The sequence below is a fragment of the Candidatus Omnitrophota bacterium genome, assembly GCA_028707125.1.
Lineage (GTDB): Bacteria > Omnitrophota > Gorgyraeia > Gygaellales > JAQTUX01 > JAQTUX01.
In genome coordinates this window covers 615,379-632,138 of the sequence record JAQTUX010000001.1, presented here as the reverse complement: position 1 = coordinate 632,138, position 16,760 = coordinate 615,379, and the positions used below count along the sequence as shown (strand labels likewise).

Here is a 16,760-nt window from a genome sequence, read left to right as displayed (position 1 = left end):
CCTACCTCCTTAGTATTTTCATCATATCAAAAATCGGCAGCAGCATTGACAGCATAATAAACCCCACCATGCAGCCCATTACGGCTAAAAATAAAGGCTCGATCACAGCGGTCATTTTCTTGACCGCGTGGCCTAAAGACATATCGTAGAAATCGGCTACCTTATTCAGCATCTTATCCAGCGCGCCGCTTTCCTCGCCCGAAGAGATCATCTGCACGGTATCCGGAGGGAACTCATTGCTCACCTTTAAGGTGGCTGCTATGCCTTCCCCTTTCTCTACCGCGCCGCGCACATTGTCTATCACGTTCTCCAGGACCTCATTGCCTATGACGCCTTTGACCGTGGCCAGCGCCTCTAATATCGGAACGCCGCTGGCTATGAGAGTGGACAGCGTCCGGCTGAATCCCGATATCGCGGCCTTACGATGCAGGGGGCCCAAAACAGGCAGGTTCAGCTTCAACCTGTCGCATTTAAGCCGCCCTGACTTTGTCCCGGCGTAGTATCTGAGCGCCAGGCCGGATACAATGATAAATAATATGATAGCATACCAGAAATGCTTTATCCCCATGCCTATCTTGTAGAGGATCAAGGTGGGTAAAGGCAGCGTTATGCCCGCCTTCAGGAAGATCTGGGCAAACTGGGGAATAATAAACGTGACCACAAAAAGTGTGACTGCTATTCCGGCGGCCAACAGTATGGCGGGATAAAAAAGCGCGCCTTTTATTTTCTGCCTTAAATCCTCCTGCTGTTCGGCAAATACGGCATATCTGGCTAAAATAACGTCCAGCTTGCCGCTGGACTCACCCGCCCTTACCATACTTATGAATAACTGCCGAAAGACACCGGGGTGCCTGGACAATGCCTGGGAAAAACTCTCCCCTGCCTCAACGCCTCTGGCAACGCCGCTTATGATCTGCCTCAACCTTCTGTTTTCGATCTGCCTGCTGATCGTATCCAAACTGGTCAATATACTTATACCCGAGCCGATCATATTGGAAAGCTGCACGTTAAAGATGATCATATCTTCCGTGCTTACTCTTTTCAGCCCTTCAAATAACGACTCTATCTTAATGCCGGGCAGGGATTCCCTGACCTGCGTGGCCATATACCCCATCTTGCGCAGCCGCTCCACGACCTCGTCTTTTGCCGCCGCCTCCATCGCGCCCTTAACGGCGCTGCCGGCCTTATCCCGCGCCCTGTAATTATATACGGCCACTTATTCCTCCCGCGTCACGCGAAGGACTTCCTCCGTAGTGGTAAGCCCCTGCTTTACCTTATCAATGCCGTCCTGCGTCAGAGTGACCATGCCGGAGGCGACTGCCTGTTTGCGTATCTCCTCCAGCGCCGCCTTGGCAGTAACGAGGTTGCGTATATTGTCGTCAAAAGGCATCAGCTCAAAGATGCCTATCCTGCCTTTATATCCGCTGTTCCTGCATCTGTCGCAGCCCTTTCCTCTATATAATTTTACCTCTTTAAGAATACCGATGCCCTTCAGTTCCGCTTCTGTGGGCGCATACTCTTCCTTGCAATCCTTACATATGGTCCTTACCAGCCGCTGCGCCAGCACGCCGATAACAGAAGAAGAAAGCAGATACGGCTCAACCCGCATATCAAGCATTCTGGTTACCGCTCCCGCGGCGTCATTGGTATGAAGCGTAGAGAAAACAAGGTGGCCGGTCAGTGCCGCGTGCACAGCTATCTCCGCGGTCTCAAAATCCCGTATCTCGCCGACCATAATGATGTCGGGGTCCTGCCTCAATATTGAACGCAAGCCGCCGGCAAAGGTCATCTCTACATTGGGGTTCACCTGGATCTGCCGGACGCCTTCCAGCTTGTATTCCACGGGGTCCTCTATGGTTATGATATTTTTCTCAACCTTGTTTATCTCATTCAGCGAGGCATAAAGCGTGGTGGTCTTTCCGCTGCCTGTGGGGCCGGTCACCAGGATTATCCCGTGGGGCCGGATGATAAGTTTATGGTAACGGCCTAAAATATCTTTGGAGAAACCCAGCTGGTCCAGCCCTAAGAGCGCGTTGGACACATCCAGTATGCGCAGCACAATATTCTCTCCGTATATGGTGGGAACGCAGGAAACTCGGATATCTATATCCCTGCCCTCTATCTTGACGCTGAACCTGCCGTCCTGGGCCGCCCTTCTTTCCGCGATATCCAGCCTGGCCATTATCTTGATCCTGGAAATTATGGTTGACTGCAGGTGTTTGGGGGGAGATGCCTCCTCCTGGAGCATCCCGTCTATGCGGAACCTCAGCCGGAGTGTTTCCTTCTCCGGCTCTATATGGATATCGCTGGCCCTGGCGCTTACGGCCTTCATAATGATCAAGTTCACCAGCTTTATTATTACCGGCTCCGCGACGATCTCTTCTATCTTTTTGATGTCATCGGACTTGTCTATGTCTATGCCCACGCCTTCGGCGTCAATGGCCTTGATTATCTCTTCAATGCCGCCCCTTGCCCCGTAATAACGGCTGAGCGCCTTCTTTATTTCATCCGTAGTCGCCACCGCCGGCTCAATAATCAGCCCGGTCTTCATCCTTAGATCATCCAGTGCAAAGACGTTCCACGGGTCGACCATGGCGCAGGTAAGGCGGTTGCCTATCTTTAGCACGGGGATGAGCTCGTATTTTCTGGCTGACTCTTCAGGCACCAGGTCAATTACCTTCTGGTCTATGAGATAGTTATCCAGCTCTACGCGGGGAAGCCCCAGCCTGGTACCCAGGAAGGCGACCAGGTCCTCTTCCGCGATGATGCCTAATTTCACCAGGGCCTTTCTTAACCTCTGGCCGCTCCTCTTCTCTTCCTCTTTGGCCTTATTGAGCTGTTCGGCGGTTATGACGCCTTCATCTACCAGGCTCTCGCCTAATGATTTTCTCTGCTTCTGCATCTTATACCCGCGGATAGATTACTGTTTTGTCTCGTTTTCTTCCACAAACCGCTTTATCTCTTCCATGTTCTCCAATATCAGCCGCGCCTTGGACAAGCCGAAGGAAAAAGGATACTTGTCTTCTTCATTCCGCTTTAGAATAATAACCGGTTTCCCCTTGAATTCGCTCTTCTCGATCATGCCTCATCCCCTTTCATTTTTTGACATCTATAATATTATTAATATATTATAGCAATTTATAAATATTTGTATATCAAAAAAACGAGGCACTGATTACTCAGTGCCTCGTTCCGTCTATATTGTACAACTGTATTTTCTCAGTTTACAACTTGACTACGTTCTTGGCTTGATCGCCTTTAGGGCCCTTTTCCACTTCAAACTCTACTTCCTGACCCTCTTCCAGAGTTTTATAGCCGTCACCCTGAATCGCGCTGTGATGTACGAATACATCCGTGCCTGACTCGGTGGTGATGAAGCCATAACCCTTCTGGTTGCTGAACCACTTCACTTTACCTTTTGCCATTACTTACTACCCTCCTTTCTTTTAATTTAGCGTAGTAAATAATGGCGGAACTGCAAAAAAACCGTAAGGAGAGTGTTTTCTTATCCTTACGGGCCAAGATTCCTACTCCTTTATTTACTACCATCTACTGCTTGAGCTATTATATGCCGCTTTTGCCGTTTGTCAACTAAAATCTTCAATAAATTTAAGCGGCAAAATGCCTTAGTCAGATGGGGTTGCGGCGTTCAGGTATGCCTTTAATTTCTCCCAGGTACGCGGCCCTACCTTGCCGTCCACTTCCAGCGCGTTGTTCGCCTGGAATGTTTCTATCGCCTCCCTGGTCATCGGCCCCATCTTTCCGTCAATCGCGCCCTGATAAAGCCCGGCGTTCTTTAATGCCTGCTGTATCTCATTTATGGATGACGGCCTCTCTGTTGCCTGCTGCGCCGCTGCCGCGACCGGCTGTTGCGCCGTTTGCGCGAGCGGTTTTACCTCGGTAACGGATGCCCCAACGCCCTCCTGGATAAGGCTGTCTGCCGGTTCCATTTCCTCGCTAATGGCCTCTTCCTGAGGTTGCTGCCCGCAGCCAAGAACAAAAAACAAACTCACGAGAACCAAGCCATAAAACATCCTGTTCATTTCCATTGCCTCCTGATATTAGTGTTATTTAGTTGCCTGATAAACAGCGTAAGCAGCAGCCACGCCTAAGGCCGTATTAAGTAATGCGCAACCCGAAACAAAAAACGTGAAAATAGCGATCACCGCGGCATAACAAAGCCTCTTGGTCATACCACCTCCTTCTTTTCGCTATTATACCTGTTTAAGGGATTAAAACAATAAAAAACTGCGCGAGGCGTTAAACAGGCCGCATGCCGGAAAGCAGCGCCTTTACGCGCTCGGTGATAAGTGAAAATTTCTTCTGCTCAAACCACTCTTTCTTAAATATGCTGCCGCCGAAGGCGACCGCCGAGGCGCCGCGGGAAAAAAACAGGCGGATATTCTCCGGGGTCACGCCGCCGCAGGCAAGCAGCGGTATATCCTTAAAAGGCCCTTTTATCTCCTTAATGTATTCCGGGCCGAAAAAGCTGACAGGGAACACCTTCACCATAGTAGCTCCTGCCATCCAGGCATTGTATATCTCCCGCGGGGTCAGCGCGCCGGGAAATACGGGTATCTTCTTTTTGGCGCAATATTTCACTACAGCGGGCACTAATATGGGGGAAACAATGAATGTGGCTCCGGAATCAAGCGCCAGCCGAAGCTCATCCATATCCAAAACAGTGCCTGCCCCTATTGTCAGGCGGCCGTTGGCTGACTTGACCATCTGCCTGATCAAGTCAGGCGCGCCTGATGTGTTCATCGTCACTTCAACGGCCTTGAGGCCGGATGAGGCCAGCGCCTCAACAAGCGGCTCAACTACATCCGCTTCTATCCCGCGTAGTATGCCTAAGACCGGCTGCCGCTTGAACTGCTCCACATCCATGCCTAATCCAACTCCGGGTTCATCAGGCCTTCGTAAAACTCGCGGTAATTTTCCTTTTTACTGCTCTTGCGCAGCGCCATCGCCGCGCGGGGATGCTCATTCATCATGCCGGATATGGCGTAAGGTATGATATATCCCCATTCTATCTTGTCCCTTAACGGCACAAACTCCTGAGATATCAGATCAAGTATGGGCCTGATGTCAAACTTCGGGTTCTTCAGGAAGCCGATCAGCAACTCCAGCGGGCAGTTACCCGCGGCGCGGCCGATGCCATAGACCGTGGCGTCAAGATAGTTGGCGTTGTGGATGATCGCCTCAATGGTATTGCCGAAGGCCAGCTGCTGATGGTTATGGCCGTGGAAGCCCACCTCCCTGGTCTTCAATATGCCCTTAAATCTCTTCACCAGCCATTCAACCGGCTCCTGATAAAGCGCGCCGAAGCTGTCCACGATATAGACCACGCCTACCCTGCTCTCTTCCTCTATCTGATGAAGCGCCTCGTCCAACTCAGCGCCCTGGTCGCGGGATATCGCCATTATGTTGATGGTGGTCTCATAGCCCTTTTCGGCAAAGTTATTCACAAGGTGTATGGCCTTGTCTATCTCCTTGACATAAGAGGCCACCCGTATCATATCAACGGGGCTCTCGGCAGAAGGATTTATCTCCTCTGTGTCCACGCGCCCGACATCCACCATGACAGAGATCTTTGTGCGGGACTCCACCCCCTCTTTCAGCCGCTTTATCTCATCGTCGTCGCAGAACTTCCACAGGCCGTACTCTTTGGGGGAAAAGAGTTTTTTGGAATTCTTGTAGCCGATCTCCATATAGTCAACGCCCGCCAGCGAGATGGCCTTATATACCTTGCGCACAAATTCGCGTTCAAAGTTATGATCATTGATAAGCCCGCCATCGCGGATAGTGCAGTCCAGCACCTTGATCTGTTCTCTATACATCTATTCCCTCCTCTACCTATGCCGCGAAGAACCCGAAGTAAGTCAAGACAGCGCCCAATATAAGCACAAGAGCCGAATGGGCGGCCAGCAGGCATTCGTTGTCCCTGTAGATCTGCATGAATTTAGATACTGTATTCGGCAGGATAATTATCCATATGCCCTTGATGAGCGCCAGCCAGCCGATGACTGTGATCATCACAGTCCAGTCAGCCACCCATATGTTATGGTTAAGTATGATCACGACCCCGATAACAAGCGCCAGCATCCCGCCGTAAAATACGAGGGCGGCATTTTTGCAGAAGTCATCCATTACCTGCTGAAAGGCCTTGCGATTGAACATAAAGCCCACTCCAAGGATCAGATAACACAGGCCAAAAATCTTCGCTATGAATACCGAGTTTTCCATCTCTGCCTCCTTTTTTACGATTATATCACTGCGCGGGCTGGCTCGGTTGTTTCTCAGGCCCTTAATTTACGGCGTATGAGTTTCTGGCGATACGAGAGAACCCTGTCTGCCAACTCGTTCATTAACCTCAAGGCCTCCAGCTTATTCTTGGGCGATACCTCAAGGCCTCTCAATATCTTCTCCTTCTGAGTTTCCCACTTAGATATCATTTCATCCTCTGAATGGTTCTTAATTCCTTTATGTCCTCTTTATCTCTGCTACGCCCTATAGCCTTTTTCATCTTTATTAGATCTGCTGGAGCGATAACCGGAAGCGCCAATCTCCCTACTTTAATTCTCTTCGCGTTCTTGATAGCTCTCTTGAAATCCACCGGTGATTTGATAATTATGTCTATCTCTTCATAGCTCTTCTTGTCCTTGTAAAAGTTGATTGCCTTTATATGTTTGCGCCTGATTAAGTCATCGCGTATATCCTTATCAGCTATGCTAATCGGATCAATCGGCTGTTTGAGGCGAAAACCTGACTTTTTTAATATCTGGACGACCCCGCGCAGGTTTGTATCGGTCATCTCAACAATGATGTCCATATCAAAGGTGCTTCTGTATCCTCCAAGCAAATTAAAGGCTATGCCTCCAACTAAAACATACCTTACCTTTTGCTTCTGAAATTCACGCAGTACTTCTTCATAAATTATCATGGTTCTTATTATACTCCCCCACCTTATAACTCTACAAGGGGAATTTGTATGAAGATGCGGGCAAAGCGGGTATATGCCGTTAAATTTTACCCTCAACCGCAAAGCTATTAATAAGTTTGCAAAGATTATTTTTAAACCTGTTGCCGTGGATAAATTTATTGGCAACTTCCCGTGCTCTGCCCGCGAGTTTCTTTCTTAAAGCGCGATTTCTTATCAATGCCTCGTATTTATCGGAAAAATCCCCGTTATTCGCGTCGAAAAATAACGCGGCGCGCTTGAACTTCTCCAAAACCGGAAGCCGGTTTAAAAGCAGGGCATTGCCGCAAAACGCTCCTTCGTGGGTGCTCAAAGAAAACGATTCGCTTAAGGAACTGTTTATATAGATATCGCTTAAATAATAATATTGGAACAATTCGCTTTTCTCCAGATGCCTTTTATAAAAGAACTGGCCTGGGAATCTCCTGCAGAGCTTTAACAACCTTTTATACAGGTCTTTCTCCAGCGACCTCCCTACAAAAAAGAGTTTAAGATGCCGGCGCCTCTCGAGGATCCTGTGCGCTTCCTCAAGCAGAATATGGGCCCCCTTTATCCTCTCAAGCCTGCCCACATAAAGCGAAACAATGTCGTTCCTTTTTATGTTGTGCGTATCCCTTATCTCTTCGATCCTCTTTCTGTCCGCCCTGAAGGTCTCGATCGTATTCTCAATAACAACCACCTTGTCTATGGAAGAAGGGAAATATCTGATGAAATTATCGTATTCATAAGCGGAAGGGCAGATTATCCTTTCCGCCAATTCAATCATCTTCTCCTGATTGCGCAGGAAGTGGTTTAACGTCCGGAATCCGGATTCTTTTTCCCTTCTTAATATGCTGTGAAAATGATATATAATCTTAGGTTTTCTTCCTTTTTGCATTTTAATTTTCTTAAGCTCGCTGGTCCAGTTCACAAAATGATGGATTATGTAGCCAAATTTACACCAGTCATATTCTCTCAGGAACGCCCCGAGATTGCGGTAGCGTTTTATGGAACCGTTCGGAAACAGCAGTTTAACCGGGTATTTCCTGGCAAAATCAGAGCTTATAAGGACGTAAGTTTCGTAGCCCATAGCCAACAGGCTGTCCCTGCTCTGTTCTACGATCTGACCTACCCCGCCGCAATATGACTTACCGACGGGGTATTCAAATGAAATAAGAAGCACCTTCTTCATGACAAGACTCCTCACTGAAAGTTTTCCCGGGAAATATCAGATTATTGTTTGGCCATAAACAACGTCTGCGCGGGATAGGCGGACTTTATACTGCGTTTTACCAGTATCGGTCCGGCGCGAGATTTTGTGTTCTAATTACCCAGGGCCTTAAGGTATTTGTAGTAATCGCTGTCGGTAGTCAGGATCAGCGTTGAATTTTCGTCGATAGTGCCTTTATATGTTTCCAATGTCTTAAGGAGCGAGTAAAATTCGGGGTTCTGCTCATAAGAGCCGGCGTAAATATTAATCGCTTCGGCATCTGCCTTCCCGACGATCGACTGCGCCTGCCGGTAGGCCTCAGAGGTGATCAATTTCAACTCTTTACCGGTCTGGCCTTCGATCTCGGCGGATTTTCCAAATCCTTCCGAACGGTATTTCTCGGCGGCGCGTTTTCTCTCGGCGATCATCCTGTCATACACCTTATTACGCACTTCCTCCACATAATTTATGCGCTTTACGCGCACATCCATGATCTCGATCCCGTATTGCGGAGCGAGGACCTTTGCCTTCTCCAATATGGCGCGGGTTAATTTTTGCCTTCCTGTCTCAATGCGCTCCAAAGCCTCCTCGCTGACAATGGCATCATCCCCGAGATCTTTGCTCTCCAATATGCGGTTTGAGTCCCTTACCGCCTCAACCAGAAGATTCCCCGTAACGGCGTCTCTGGTGGCTGAATTGATGATATCATTCAGGCGGCTGCCGGCGCTTAACTCATTGCCTACGGACTGCAGGAACTTCAACGCGTCCACTATCTTCCAGCGCGCCATTGTGTCTACCCATATATATTTTTTGTCTTTTGTGGGTATCTGATTCGGCTCACCGTCCCATTCCAGAAGCCTCTTCTCAAAATAATGCGCCTGTTGAATAAAAGGCGTCTTAAAATGCAGGCCCGCGGATGTTATCGGCTCTCCCACCGGCTTGCCGAACTGAGTGACCACTACTTGTTTTGTTTCATCCACTATAAATAACGCCCCGCTCGCGAACGCGAACACAACAATTATAGCCAGTGAAAAAACCAATCCCACAATAGTCCCTAATTTGCCTTCTTTCATTGCTTGGTCCCTCCTTTCTTGCCGATATCTAACAGCGGCAATATGGAAGATTGCCTTGGGTCAATAACATATTTTTCCTTTGCCTTGGGCAAAACTTCGGCGAGCGTCTCAAGATACAACCTCTTGCGGGTGATCTCCGGAGCCTTTTGATATTCGCTTAAAGTAATTAAGAATCTATCCGATTCGCCTTTGGCCCTGTTTATCTTATCAAGGGAATATCCTTCCGCCTCGCGGATAGTCCGCTCCGCTTCTCCCCTGGCCTTTGGTATGGCTTTATTATATGCCTCCCAGGCCTGATTGATCATTTTTTCCTTTTCCTGCTTTGCCTCATTCACTTCGTTAAAAGCCGGCTTTACCTTATCAGGAGGGTTTACATCCAGCAGCTTTACCGTGATGACCTGCACTCCCGTCTGGTAATCATCCAGGATCTTTTGCATCTCGACTTGAGCCAGATGATCTATTTCTTCCCTTTTAATGGTTAATACCTCATCCACAGTGTAATCTCCCACAAACCTGCGCATGACTATCTCGGAAACGTCCCTTATGATCTTGAGGGGATCACGCACAATAAAGAGCAGCTTTATGGGGTCTTTGATCTTAAACTGCACGATCCAGCGCACATCAAGTATGTTTAAGTCCCCCGTAAGCATAAGGGACTCTTCCAGGTCTGCTCCATAATAACGCCCTGCCCTTGGCCCTTTATCCATACTCCTTATCCCAAACTCTTCCTTAAAGATCTTCTCCACCTTGATGGGGGTCACCCTGTCAATAAAAGGGATCTTCGCGTGCAGCCCGGGCGAACTTAAGGCGCTATATTTACCAAACCTCTGGATCACGCCCACCTCATCCGGGCCTATGGAATAGACCGCGCTTTTCAGCCCCGCGATAATTATCAGGGCTAATGCTATCCAGGTGACATATCCGCCGTAATTAGAAAACTTCTTTTTGCCTATGTCTATTATTTCATCAGGGGTAGGGACATTTTGCCATTCCATGGACAACCTCCTTATAAGTTATTATGTTACGCGAAAAACAAAACCGCCATCTCGCATTAACGCGCAAGATGGCGGCCCGACCATCCAAAACCTTCAGAAAACAACCTTACTTCTGAACCCGCGAATATTCTATAACATTATATGACTACTTTAAAGAGTTTTATGCCTTTTGTCAAGCATAATCGAACTAAGAGGCAACGGGCCCTGCCGAGCCATCCCCGAAGCGCCCTTAAGGAACAATGCACCTGCCCATAAACGTCTGGCCTGCCGCCACTTTATCTCCAACCCCCACAAGCAACTCTGTCCGCGGAGAGATATAAAGCTCAACGCGCGAACCAAACATAATCATGCCCAATCTCTCCCCTTTTGTTACCATCTTCCTGGGTGCCACATTGCAGACAATCCTTCTTACAATGCTCCCGCATATCTGCTTGACCAGCATCGCCCCGCACTCTGTCTTTATCGCTACGGTGTTGGATTCGTTGTGAACCGCGGCCTTATGCCCGGAAGCGATATGAAACCTGCCCTTTTTATATTCCACCTTCTCGATCTCGCCGTTATAAGGCAGGCGCTGGACATGCACATCAAAGATGGAAAGATAGATCCCTATACGCAGGAATTCTTTCCCAAGCTCTTCCACCCTGACAATATCAATATCGGCGATCCTGCCGTCGGCAGGAGCGACTATGGCGAAAGGGTCATCAGGGATGTCCCTTGCGGGATCCCTGAAAAACAATAAAAGCAATGCGCAGGCCGCGATAAAAATATACCTCTGGTCGGGAAATATCAAACAGAAGGCCAGGCAAAACGACAGCGCCGCCAAAAGAACATAACGTGCCTCGTACGCGATATGAATGGCCTTAAATATGTTTCTAATCGCCGCCTCCTTTGATCTCCCTGGCCAGATCATGCAAGATAACCGCCCTGGAGGTATCTAATTCCTCTCTGGCGCTAAAGCTGAGATCCTCACAAGCCCTTATCGATAAGGGCTTGCCGGAAGGAAATTCAAGGCATCTGCCTCTATTAGGCATCAGCACGCGGCCGTCCGACACCTTAGACATCAATGGCTGTGATAAAACGGCCGTCTTGGGGCCGGTGCCGATCAGAGAATTACCGATAAAACACCTGGGCCGTTCAATGCCCAGCAAATGCAATAACGTCGGAGCGATATCTACATGGCCCCCTACAACCGGCATTATGCCTTTTGGGTTGTCGCCGGGGATCCTGATAAAGAGTGGAACGCGGCTTAATCCCGCCTCTAACATCTGTTCCGAAAGCGCCTCTGCGTCAGGCACTGCGAACTGAAGCAGGTCCGCGTTAACAGGCAGACGAGCCCTGTGGTCCCCGTATATAACTACAACAGTATCCTTGAGCAATCCCGCGCTTTTTAAATCACGCAGGAACTGACCTATGCACTTATCTTCATAATACATGCAATGCAGGTAATCGCCGAGCATGGTGCCTTCTATCTTCCCTAAGTCTAAACTCTTATACTCATCGGGTATATTATCGAACGGGTAATGGGAGATAATGGTAGCCAGGAAGGCAAAAAAAGGCCTTCTCAGTTTTTCCAGGTCCCTGACCATACGGCTTAGAAATATATGGTCGGCAAACCTTCTTCCCAACAGTTCTCCCTCCCCCATTTCTTCCAGGAACAGAGAATGCTCAATGCCGTAACGCGGATACACAACGGCCATATTCCAGGTATCCCGAACGATGGCCTGCGCCGAGAAAGTTGTATAGCCGGCGTCCTTAAGAAGACGCGGTAGGGCCACGAAATGGTTGTAAGGCCTTCGAAAGACAACCGCCCCCCGGTTGAGGGGATGCAGAGAGTTCAAGACGCAAAAATCGGCATCGGAACTTGTCCCGTCGGCCGTCTGGTCAAATATATAGGGATAATACAGCGCCTCCTCAGATAACCGGTTTAAGAAAGGGGTGACCTCCTGGCCGTTGATCTTTTTACCTATGACAAACTGCTCCAGTGACTCAACCTGTATCAAGAGCAAGTTCTTGCCGCGGGCCAGGCCAAATGTGCCTGCGTCTTTTGCCCCTTCTGCCCGCTTCTCAAAAAACGCCCGTAACTTCCGCTCCGCGTCAGGACTCAACCTGCTGCGCAGGCAACTTTCCCGTATCAGCCGCAAAAGGTCAAATAAATGGTTGTTCAACACTCCCCATCTCTGAAGGAAGAGGCCTTCGCGGCAGACCCTGTCCCTATTACTGTAATCATGCATATTACTGTATAATAGGCGTATACTCGGCAGGCCTATCGCCAGGAAGACCAGAAAGATAAAGATATACCGGCATATTATGCGTAATCCCCCAAGCGGCCGCTGAAATCTTATGGAATTCTTGTAACCTAAGACAAAAAGCAGTATTCCCAGGGGAAAAAATAGCAGCACCATATCCCTCAAAGATACAATGCCATATACGCTCTCACGCCATTCTATCAGCTGATGTGCTTCTGCCAGCGACCAAAACGGAACAGGTATGCCAAAATAACGCCTGTAGAGGATATCTGCAAAGATCAAGAGGGAAAAAAACGACACTAATAATGCGGCCGCTCCCTTGCGCATAAATACCGGCAACAACGCCAAAGGTAACACAACCAGAGCCGATTCGGAGGTAATGCTTCTAACGGTTACAACATCAAGGCCTAAACCTGCAATTTCCATAAAGAAGACGCTTATGAAAAACAGCGCTGTCCAGCCCCACAGCAACGAACCTGCCGCTATGCCGACAGAAGCAAGAAATCCCTGCCGGCGTGATGCCGACCGCGACAACCACACCAAGAGGAGTGTAAGCAACAGAAACAGAGTTCCCTGCCAATAAAGGATCTTCATAATAATGAATAACGGCCGTGCCGGATGTTTTATTTAATTATAATTCCCATATCTTGTTATGCAAGAGATATTTCCCCCTTAACAACCCTCTTCCTCGCGGGGGAGCCCATAAAGCGTCTGGAGTTTCCGGAGTTTCTTATTTGTCGGTGAGTGTGCGGTTCTGTGCGGCTGGCGGCGGGTGGCGGCGCCGCCAGCCCCAGCGTCCACTTTTCAATCGTTTAATAATAAGAAAAGTGCTTGCACTTTACGCAGTAAAGTGTCCGCTATGCCGCATTTAACGAGTAAAAGCTGGCGGTGCGGCATACTGCGCCTCTCCTGAACGACGCTTGAGAAGCGCGAGCAAAAGGGCAAATTTTTGGCGGCGGAAAAATTTGCCCTTTTGCATAAGAAAACAGCTTCAATTCAGAGGATTTTGAGGGGTGGAAAATAATTCTACTATAGATTGCAGACAAAAAAAACCGAATTCTGTTATCCCCCTCATTAAAAATTGTTTTCCATCTCTTGCTTATAATCTAAATAAACATATATTTGTTCAGATACTGCATCTAGAAATGTGGTGATTCTTCCCATAACTTTTCGCAAGGTATCAAGGTTTAAATGTTTAATATCCTTGAGTAAAAGATTACCATCTTTATCATATGGATAGCGATACCCCTCAGCGTCATTGTTTATCGTAGCTAATTCCTTAATAACCTTCTCAGCAATATTTACTGGCCTTCTGTCTTTGCTGTTCTCATTTACTTTACAAATAATCTTTTTGGCAATAAGCCATAATTCATAAATCTTGTGATGCTGAGGAAATCTTTCATTTTTGTTTAGAAGGATGTTTCCTTTGTATATGATATTTTTTAGCTGTAATTCAATATGATGATGGTAGAGGAATAAAATCGGATAAACTTTAGCGTCTATGTAACTACTTCTTCTTGCAGAACGGCAAACCGAGTTAACTAATATTTCTGCCGCACGGAGATAGCCATCAATATACAAGTGCATCTCTTCATGGGTAAAATGAAAACAAGCATTATATTGCCATTTATTAGAAGGCGTAAAAATACTATCGCCTTTTTTAGGCCAAGGCAATTCTTCTTCACTTTTAATAATTCGCATTTTGTTTAATTTTTAGCGATACACAAAACTTACCGTTCAGGGAAAATTATAGAAAGCTCCTTATTTCATTTTTAGCTAAGGTGATAACCAACCTCAAAGATAATTAGCTTATTTTCTCCGTGTTCCTTCATTGCAGAAATGATATCAGGGTTAATTTTAACATTTTCTTCAGCGACATCAATACTCACATACTGCTTGTATTTCTCTTCAGTAACACGACCAGCTAAGTCCATTGAGAACCCATTCTTCAGCAAGCATATCGTATCTGGATCTGCACTACCATATTTAATTTTTTCATAAAAAGTTTTATCAAGCAAGCCAAGATCGTTAAGAACTTCAATATATTTTATTAGAACGTTATCAATGAAATCTTGTTCTTCTTTAATACGCACAATAGCCAAGTTTACTCGTTGAGCCGGAGGTTTTCTACTAATATCTACGAACAATGGGGAAAAATCACTCTCTTTGCGTTTTATTTCTCCCCACTTTTTACCAAAATACACTATCTTATCTTCAACTTTATCCCAGTGGTCTAGAAATTTCCTTATCATCATTTTATACGGACTGCCACTCATGCGCCATGAAAGCAGCATCGCATAAAAACTTTGAGCTTTCGGATTCTCCAAACGCAACAGGTTACTTACATTTTCCCTAGTTAAGCTTTCATTAAAATCTATTAAGGTAATAAACAATTTAGCTATAGTGCTGAGTAGATTATTTAAGTCATCAATTTTAGTATTTTTATCAATCGTTTCAAATAATTTTTGCAAATTGAGTTCCTTTTCTATAATATCAAATTCGGTAACATTATTCTTAAAGCATGCTTTGCCGATCTCTGATTGCGCGTATTTAGCTTTACTAGTCTTAGTAGTCTCAGGCTCGATATTTTCCAAATATTCTAAAGCTTTCTCAATTTCCTCTTTTTTTTCTTCATTGATTGCAGTATTCTTTTCTTTATCAAGTAATAATACGTTCTCGATTTTATCACTAATTTTTTTATCGTCTTTAACCCTGTGTTTCAAGAAATTCTTTATATTTACTCCTTTTCTGGCGAAAATTCCTCCTACAACATATATGTCAGGTTCTAACATTTTTAAGTTACCGAAATTTTCCTTAAAAACATCTTTAAAACGACAAACCCTACCTGCAAGATTTCTAAATTGTGAACTCGATAAATATCTTGTCCCGATGGAACAGTTAAGTACAAACATTTTTTCCGCAGGAATATTTACTCCTTCTAACAGAGTAGAACTTGTCACGATAAATTTAAACTCGTGCATTTTAGTGAAAATGTCTTCTGCGTATAATCGAATAATGTCTGGCATAGACCCATGATGATATACGACTCCCCCTTTAATGCACTTCAACAAATTGTAGTCTTCGTGCAGATATGACGAAATATCTTTACATAGTTCTTCGACCTCTTTATTTATTCCATTTAAGCTACCATTTTGAGAAGCTAAATCTAATGCGGCTGTTTCTAAATCTCTTGTGCGGTTTAAATATACGATATTTTTTACTCCCTTATGGTGCATTATAAAAGAAATATCATCATCAAACAATGGCCCTTCTATGTTCAAAGGTTCGTCAATAAATTGATCGTATAGATAGAGCCTGTATCTGTTTTTCTTTTCGCAATAATAGTATCTTTCTACTTTTATATTTTCCTCGACTTTCTTTTCTTCTATTTCATACTTCATGTAGGGAATCTTCAAACTATTTACATCTACTAAAAAAGGAGTAAAAAATTGAAATTCTACTCTTGAATTCCTCTTTTTCGAAAGCATTAATACCTGCGCCAAGAGTACGTCTCTAGCCTCTCCATATAATAAATTATGGGCTTCATCAACAAGAATCAAATCAAGTCCCAATTTCTCATTCTCTTCAAGCAATCTCAAAAGCCTTTCTTGTGTCAAAACGGCAACAAAATTTTTCTCATTTCCTTTGTACATATCCTGATGAACAATTATTCTATTAATTTGTTTCGCTAAATCTTCATTTCCCATTATTCGTTTCCTAGTTTGAGAAAGCAAAGCTTTTGTAGGCACCACTATGCATACTTTTTTAGAAATGTTTTTCTTAATTAAAGATATTATTATGTCTGTTTTACCATAAGAAGTTGGGGCAACAATTGCAAAATTTCCACTGGTCTCTTCAGCAAATTCTATAATATCTTTCTGCCCAGCAGAAAGATAAATCTCTCCATATTTAAAGTTTTCTTTATAAGCAGATAGAAAAATGCAATTAAAGGAGTTTTCGATCTTTTCTTTATTCAAATAATTTATTTCAATAAACTTTGCCACAGAAATATGATCATTTGCCATGGCGATATCATATAAAGGGATATAGTCATTGGACAAGTTCGAATATCTTAAAATAATCCTATATCCTAACTTTTTTAAATGCTTATCTCCGAAGTTACAGAAAATTATTGCTAACTTCAGTAGTATAAACTTATCTTCAAAAGAGAGTAAACTATCTTTCTCTGAAGTCATTAATTTTTGATATGCTCTAGCAAATTTCGTATGGGGAATATGTCGCTTGAGCTTATTTAATGTTACTTCTTTCAGTTTCATA

Annotated in this window: 18 protein-coding genes; all 18 read right to left on the bottom strand. The window is 45.6% G+C overall.

The genetic code is table 11. The features are described from left to right. Position 1 precedes the first annotated feature (1 nt). The 18 genes from PHR44_03050 to PHR44_02965 all read right to left on the bottom strand — a co-directional run bounded on the left by PHR44_03050 (position 2) and on the right by PHR44_02965 (position 16,759). Complete coding sequence (locus PHR44_03050; GenBank protein MDD4909640.1) at positions 2 to 1,216, bottom strand: type II secretion system F family protein; 1,215 nt, start codon at positions 1,214 to 1,216, stop codon at positions 2 to 4. Continuing rightward, the gene (gene gspE, locus PHR44_03045; protein MDD4909639.1) at positions 1,217 to 2,902 is read right to left on the bottom strand and encodes a type II secretion system ATPase GspE; all 1,686 of its coding nucleotides are present in this window, start codon (positions 2,900 to 2,902) and stop codon (positions 1,217 to 1,219) included. An 18-nt stretch (positions 2,903 to 2,920) separates the two neighbouring features. Then, complete coding sequence (locus PHR44_03040) at positions 2,921 to 3,082, bottom strand: hypothetical protein (protein MDD4909638.1); 162 nt, start codon at positions 3,080 to 3,082, stop codon at positions 2,921 to 2,923. 142 nt (positions 3,083 to 3,224) lie between these two features. Further along, positions 3,225 to 3,425, bottom strand: coding sequence for a cold-shock protein (locus tag PHR44_03035; protein MDD4909637.1), 201 nt, complete (start codon positions 3,423 to 3,425; stop codon positions 3,225 to 3,227). Between the two features lie 201 nt (positions 3,426 to 3,626). Beyond that, a complete protein-coding gene (locus tag PHR44_03030; protein MDD4909636.1) occupies positions 3,627 to 4,049 on the bottom strand; it encodes a peptidoglycan-binding domain-containing protein in 423 nt (140 codons plus the stop codon). A gap of 18 nt (positions 4,050 to 4,067) precedes the next feature. After that, positions 4,068 to 4,193: a hypothetical protein gene (locus PHR44_03025; protein MDD4909635.1), complete on the bottom strand. Its 126-nt coding sequence runs from the start codon at positions 4,191 to 4,193 to the stop codon at positions 4,068 to 4,070. 67 nt (positions 4,194 to 4,260) lie between these two features. Beyond that, a complete protein-coding gene (locus PHR44_03020; protein ID MDD4909634.1) occupies positions 4,261 to 4,887 on the bottom strand; it encodes a bifunctional 4-hydroxy-2-oxoglutarate aldolase/2-dehydro-3-deoxy-phosphogluconate aldolase in 627 nt (208 codons plus the stop codon). A gap of 2 nt (positions 4,888 to 4,889) precedes the next feature. Next, positions 4,890 to 5,840 carry an aldolase catalytic domain-containing protein gene (locus PHR44_03015; GenBank protein MDD4909633.1) on the bottom strand — a complete coding sequence of 317 codons (951 nt, stop codon included), beginning with the start codon at positions 5,838 to 5,840 and terminating at the stop codon, positions 4,890 to 4,892. Between the two features lie 16 nt (positions 5,841 to 5,856). Then, positions 5,857 to 6,246, bottom strand: coding sequence for a hypothetical protein (locus PHR44_03010; protein ID MDD4909632.1), 390 nt, complete (start codon positions 6,244 to 6,246; stop codon positions 5,857 to 5,859). Between the two features lie 53 nt (positions 6,247 to 6,299). Then, complete coding sequence (locus PHR44_03005) at positions 6,300 to 6,455, bottom strand: hypothetical protein (protein ID MDD4909631.1); 156 nt, start codon at positions 6,453 to 6,455, stop codon at positions 6,300 to 6,302. Beyond that, positions 6,452 to 7,039 (bottom strand): hypothetical protein, encoded by a 588-nt coding sequence (locus PHR44_03000; GenBank protein MDD4909630.1) that lies wholly within the window; start codon positions 7,037 to 7,039, stop codon positions 6,452 to 6,454. The genes PHR44_03005 and PHR44_03000 overlap by 4 nt, the downstream gene beginning before the upstream one ends. Further along, entirely contained in the window at positions 7,023 to 8,150 is a 1,128-nt protein-coding gene (locus PHR44_02995; protein ID MDD4909629.1) for a glycosyltransferase family 4 protein, read from the bottom strand. Before PHR44_02995 ends, PHR44_03000 begins: the two co-directional genes overlap by 17 nt. Before the next feature lie 131 nt (positions 8,151 to 8,281). Continuing rightward, positions 8,282 to 9,241 (bottom strand): protease modulator HflC, encoded by a 960-nt coding sequence (gene hflC / locus PHR44_02990; protein MDD4909628.1) that lies wholly within the window; start codon positions 9,239 to 9,241, stop codon positions 8,282 to 8,284. Beyond that, positions 9,238 to 10,236, bottom strand: coding sequence for an FtsH protease activity modulator HflK (hflK, locus tag PHR44_02985; GenBank protein ID MDD4909627.1), 999 nt, complete (start codon positions 10,234 to 10,236; stop codon positions 9,238 to 9,240). The genes hflC and hflK overlap by 4 nt, the downstream gene beginning before the upstream one ends. A 229-nt stretch (positions 10,237 to 10,465) precedes the next feature. Then, positions 10,466 to 11,146 (bottom strand): phosphatidylserine decarboxylase, encoded by a 681-nt coding sequence (locus tag PHR44_02980; protein ID MDD4909626.1) that lies wholly within the window; start codon positions 11,144 to 11,146, stop codon positions 10,466 to 10,468. Beyond that, the gene (locus tag PHR44_02975) at positions 11,109 to 12,908 is read right to left on the bottom strand and encodes an LTA synthase family protein (protein MDD4909625.1); all 1,800 of its coding nucleotides are present in this window, start codon (positions 12,906 to 12,908) and stop codon (positions 11,109 to 11,111) included. Before PHR44_02975 ends, PHR44_02980 begins: the two co-directional genes overlap by 38 nt. Before the next feature lie 648 nt (positions 12,909 to 13,556). Then, positions 13,557 to 14,183, bottom strand: coding sequence for a hypothetical protein (locus PHR44_02970; protein MDD4909624.1), 627 nt, complete (start codon positions 14,181 to 14,183; stop codon positions 13,557 to 13,559). Positions 14,184 to 14,254: 71 nt separating this feature from the next. Then, complete coding sequence (locus PHR44_02965; protein MDD4909623.1) at positions 14,255 to 16,759, bottom strand: DEAD/DEAH box helicase family protein; 2,505 nt, start codon at positions 16,757 to 16,759, stop codon at positions 14,255 to 14,257. Between the last annotated feature and the right edge of the window lies 1 nt (position 16,760).

What these genes read in the sequence shown, in the direction of transcription:
- gspE (MDD4909639.1), bottom strand. Translation starts at nt 2,902, where the DNA reads ATGCAGAAGCAGAGAAAATCATTAGGCGAGAGCCTGGTAGATGAAGGC.
- PHR44_03040 (MDD4909638.1), bottom strand. Translation starts at nt 3,082, where the DNA reads ATGATCGAGAAGAGCGAATTCAAGGGGAAACCGGTTATTATTCTAAAG.
- PHR44_03035 (MDD4909637.1), bottom strand. Translation starts at nt 3,425, where the DNA reads ATGGCAAAAGGTAAAGTGAAGTGGTTCAGCAACCAGAAGGGTTATGGC.
- PHR44_03030 (MDD4909636.1), bottom strand. Translation starts at nt 4,049, where the DNA reads ATGGAAATGAACAGGATGTTTTATGGCTTGGTTCTCGTGAGTTTGTTT.
- PHR44_03025 (MDD4909635.1), bottom strand. Translation starts at nt 4,193, where the DNA reads ATGACCAAGAGGCTTTGTTATGCCGCGGTGATCGCTATTTTCACGTTT.
- PHR44_03020 (MDD4909634.1), bottom strand. Translation starts at nt 4,887, where the DNA reads ATGGATGTGGAGCAGTTCAAGCGGCAGCCGGTCTTAGGCATACTACGC.
- PHR44_03015 (MDD4909633.1), bottom strand. Translation starts at nt 5,840, where the DNA reads ATGTATAGAGAACAGATCAAGGTGCTGGACTGCACTATCCGCGATGGC.
- PHR44_03010 (MDD4909632.1), bottom strand. Translation starts at nt 6,246, where the DNA reads ATGGAAAACTCGGTATTCATAGCGAAGATTTTTGGCCTGTGTTATCTG.
- PHR44_03005 (MDD4909631.1), bottom strand. Translation starts at nt 6,455, where the DNA reads ATGATATCTAAGTGGGAAACTCAGAAGGAGAAGATATTGAGAGGCCTT.
- PHR44_02995 (MDD4909629.1), bottom strand. Translation starts at nt 8,150, where the DNA reads ATGAAGAAGGTGCTTCTTATTTCATTTGAATACCCCGTCGGTAAGTCA.
- hflC (MDD4909628.1), bottom strand. Translation starts at nt 9,241, where the DNA reads ATGAAAGAAGGCAAATTAGGGACTATTGTGGGATTGGTTTTTTCACTG.
- hflK (MDD4909627.1), bottom strand. Translation starts at nt 10,236, where the DNA reads ATGGAATGGCAAAATGTCCCTACCCCTGATGAAATAATAGACATAGGC.
- PHR44_02980 (MDD4909626.1), bottom strand. Translation starts at nt 11,146, where the DNA reads ATGATCTGGCCAGGGAGATCAAAGGAGGCGGCGATTAGAAACATATTT.
- PHR44_02975 (MDD4909625.1), bottom strand. Translation starts at nt 12,908, where the DNA reads ATGGAAATTGCAGGTTTAGGCCTTGATGTTGTAACCGTTAGAAGCATT.
- PHR44_02970 (MDD4909624.1), bottom strand. Translation starts at nt 14,183, where the DNA reads ATGCGAATTATTAAAAGTGAAGAAGAATTGCCTTGGCCTAAAAAAGGC.
- PHR44_02965 (MDD4909623.1), bottom strand. Translation starts at nt 16,759, where the DNA reads ATGAAACTGAAAGAAGTAACATTAAATAAGCTCAAGCGACATATTCCC.